At 72.6% G+C, this 3,687-nt stretch carries 2 protein-coding genes and 2 pseudogenes; 1 reads left to right on the forward strand and 3 read right to left on the reverse strand.

Features of this window, described 5'->3' with window-relative positions; translation table 11 throughout:
* The coding region (locus tag SSBG_RS10155; RefSeq protein ID WP_199781357.1) for a nitroreductase family protein at positions 1-450 on the forward strand (450 nt) is incomplete at its 5' end.
* 54 nt (positions 451-504) lie between these two features.
* Here SSBG_RS10155 and SSBG_RS10160 read toward each other — a convergent pair.
* The 3 genes and pseudogenes from SSBG_RS10160 to SSBG_RS10170 all read right to left on the reverse strand — a co-directional run.
* A pseudogene (locus tag SSBG_RS10160) lies at positions 505-1,474 on the reverse strand (DNA-3-methyladenine glycosylase family protein).
* Between the two features lie 129 nt (positions 1,475-1,603).
* A complete protein-coding gene (locus SSBG_RS10165; protein ID WP_008746071.1) occupies positions 1,604-2,695 on the reverse strand; it encodes a nucleotidyltransferase family protein in 1,092 nt (363 codons plus the stop codon).
* A gap of 128 nt (positions 2,696-2,823) precedes the next feature.
* A pseudogene (locus SSBG_RS10170) lies at positions 2,824-3,555 on the reverse strand (peptidoglycan recognition protein); the annotation flags it as partial.
* Positions 3,556-3,687: the final 132 nt, after the last annotated feature.

Raw genomic sequence — 3,687 nt, forward strand, 5'->3', positions numbered from 1 at the left:
TGGAGTCTCAGTCCGCGCGCACCGCGCGTGCTCGACGCGATGCGGGACGCGTGGATCGCGGACCTGCGGCGTGACGGCAAGAGCGAGGAGTCGATCGCGAAGCGGGTCCGGCGCGGCGACGTGCTGCGCGGGGCCCCGTACCTCGCGGTGCCCTGCCTCGTGACGGACGGGGCGCACCACTACGGCGACGCGCGGCGCGACGCGGCGGAGCGGGAGATGTTCGTCGTGGCGACGGGCGCGGGGGTGCAGAACTTCCTCGTCGCGCTCGCCGGGGAACGGCTGGGCTCGGCGTGGGTGTCGTCCACGATGTTCTGCCGGGACGTCGTGCGCGAGGTGCTGGGACTCCCCGGGGAGTGGGACCCGATGGGGGCGGTGGCGATCGGGCACCCGGAGGAGGTGCCGGCGGCGCGCGCGGGACGGGACCCGGAGGACTTCCTGACCGTGCGCTGACGCCGGGGCAGGTCCGCGGAGGCCCGGGGGGCGGGGGCCCGGTGCCGGGGGCCGCTACCAGCGGGCGATGTCCGTCTTCCGCATCTTGGGGGCGCGGCGCGGCGGGATCGAGCCGGCCATGAGGAGGTAGCGGACGGCGCGGTGGCGGTGGCCCGCGTAGGGGGCGAGGAGTTCGAGCATCCGGGCGTCGTCGGCGTCCCGCTCGCCCGCGAGGGACCAGCCCACCGTGCGCGGGAGGTGCAGGTCGCCCGTCGTGACCTCGTCGGGCGCGCCGTGCGTGCGCTGGACGACCTCGGCGGAGGTCCAGGGGCCGATCCCGGGGATCTTCTCCAGGCGGGCCCGGGCCTCGGCGGGCGGCATCCCGGCCGCCTCCTCCATGCGCGCGGCGACCCGTACGGCCCGCAGGATGGTCGAGGCCCGCTTGTTGTCCACGCCCGCGCGGTGCCACTCCCAGGAGGGGACGAGCGCCCAGTCGCGCGCGGCGAGCGGCACGGCCATTCCCTGGGGCGCGGGGCCGGGCGCGGGCTCGCCGAAGCGGGTGAGGAGGCGGCGCCAGGCGCGGTACGCCTCGTCCGCCGTGACCTTCTGCTCCAGGACGGAGGGGACGAGCGCTTCGAGGACGAGCCCGGTCCGGCGCGAGCCGCAGCCCCGGCGCGCGGCGGTGGCCCTCGGCGATGAGCCGGTGCCTGGGCGCGAAGCCCTCGGCGTCGTCCCCGTCCCCGAGCAGCGCGGGCAGCCCGTCGAGGAACCAGGTGGTTTTTTGGTCCCCAGGCGTCCCCCCCGCACGCTCCCGCCGAGGGGCGGTGACCCGGAGTGTGGCGGGCCCTTCGGGCGTGCGGCTGACCCGCCAGAAGGCGCCGCCGGCGTCCACCCGGAACGCCGGATCGCCGGGCCCGCGCCGCAGGCAGCCGAGCACCTGACCGAGGTGGAGGGGGCCTTTCGGGGTCCACTCCCGGTGGTGGGCCGCCTGGGACAGGGGCGCACGGGAGGGAGCGGGGATACGGAGGGGAAAACGGCCGGCCACGCGTCGAGGCTACGGCACCCCATGACCAAGCCCCTCCGGCGAGCAGAATCCAGCCCCTCCGGCGATTGAGGAGCGGGGGCCTGGGGCAGCGCCCCCAGAACGCCGCGCCGCGAAAAGGCGGGACCCGCGCTACTGGTCCGAGGAGAACCGCACCGCCCCGTCCGGCAGGACGGCCCCGCACCACACCCGCACCCCGCCGCGCAGCTCGTTGTCCGCGCCGACCACCGCCCCGTCCCCGACGACCGCCCCGTCGAGCAGTGTCCGCGCCCCGACCCGGGCCGCGACGCCCACCAGCGAGTCGGTCACCACCGCGCCCGGCGCGATCACCGCGCCGGGCAGGACCGCCGAGCCGCTGACCCGCGCGCCCTCGCCCACCACGGCGCCCTCGCCGACGACGGTGCCGCCGGTGAGCTTGGCGTCCTCGGCGACCTCGGCCGTCGGGAGCACGAGGTGTTCACCGCAGCGGCCGGGGACGGCGGGCGAGGGGGCGTGGCCGAGGACGAGGTCGGCGGAGCCCCGGACGAAGGCCTGCGGGGTGCCGAGGTCGAGCCAGTAGGTGGAGTCGACCATGCCCTGGAGGTGGGCGCCGGAGGCGAGGAGGCCGGGGAAGGTCTCGCGCTCGACGGAGACGGGGCGCCCGCCGGGGATGGCGTCGATGACGCGGCGGCGGAAGACGTAGGCGCCCGCGTTGATCTGGTCGGTGACGATCTCCTCGGGTGTCTGCGGCTTCTCCAGGAAGGCGAGGACGCGACCCGAGGCGTCGGTGGGCACGAGCCCGAAGGCGCGCGGGTCGTCGACGCGGCTGAGGTGGAGCGAGACGTCGGCCCCGGCGGTGACGTGGGTGTCCACGAGCGCGTTGATGTCGAGCCCGGTGAGGATGTCGCCGTTGAAGACGAGGACGGGGTCCTCGGGGCCGGACTCCAGGTGGGAGGCGACGTTGCGCAGCGCGCCGCCGGTGCCGAGCGGCTCGCGTTCGGTGACGTAGTCGACGCGCAGGCCGAACGCGGAGCCGTCACCGAAGTACGGCTCGAAGACCTCCGCGAGGTACGAGGTGGCGAGCACGATGTGCTCGACCCCGGCAGCCCGGGCACGGGCCAGCTGGTGCGCGAGGAAGGGCACGCCCGCCGCCGGGACCATCGGCTTGGGGGTGTTCACCGTGAGGGGGCGCAGCCTCGTGCCCTTGCCGCCCACCAGGAGGATCGCTTCCGGTGCTGGAGTCACTCTGACTTCTCTGCTTCCTGCTGGGGCCGGGCCGAATGTCTTCCGGCCGGACAGTTTATGCAGATGAGGATGTTTACGGGACAGCCGGAACCCTCCCGGGGCGGGAGGGTTCCGGCTGCGGGAGGGAGTTACCTGCCCTGGAGTGCCGCCGCTTTGCTGCGAATGGTGCCGAGTTTCTCGTAGAGCAGCTTGCCCGGGCATTCGGTGGCAAATCCGTCACGGTGCCCGGAAATGACGTCCAGGCTCACTTTCTCGCCCTTCTCGTACCGGTTGCCCCCGTCCGAGACGAGCGTGGTCTTCCCCTCCGGGTCCATGTCGTTGAGGCCGAGTTTCCAGGCCGCGATCTTGGCGATGCCGTCGAGCGCGGCGGCCGGGGGCTCGGTGTCGGTGTACGTGCCGAGCAGCGCGATGCCGGCGCTGTCGGTGTTGAAGCCGAGGGTGTGGGCCCCCATGACGGGTTTGGCGACGCCTCCGGCGCGGCCCTCGTAGACGGTGCCGCATTTGTCCACGAGGAAGTTGTAGCCGATGTCGCGCCAGCCATTGCTCTCGACGTGATAGCGGTAAATACCGCGAATGACGGAGGGGGCCTCGGCGCACGTGTAGTCGTTGCCGCTCGCGCTGTGGTGGACGAATGCGGCGCGGACCGGGCCGGTGTAGCCGAATTGGGATTCGCGCAGATTCTCGTCGGCGCCCCAGCCCGCCCGGTCCACGATCGCGGGCTCGGGGGCCTGCCCCGGGGCGAGCGTGCCGTGGGCGGCCGGCGGTCGCGCGCTCCCCGGCGCGGGGCTCGTGGCCTCGCGCGCGTCGGCGCCCGGGTCCACGAGGTCGATACGGAGCCCGCCGGGCAGCGGGGCCGTTGTTTTGCTTCGGCTCTCCAAGTTGTTGACGTAGTGGTGTCTAACCTTTGAGATACTTCTCTTTAGTTTTTTTTTTTTTTTTTTTTTTTTTTTTTTTTTTTTTTTTTTTTTTTTTTTTTTTTTTTTTTTTTTTTT

It is taken from the genome of Streptomyces sp. SPB074 (assembly GCF_000154905.1).
GTDB lineage: Bacteria > Actinomycetota > Actinomycetes > Streptomycetales > Streptomycetaceae > Streptomyces.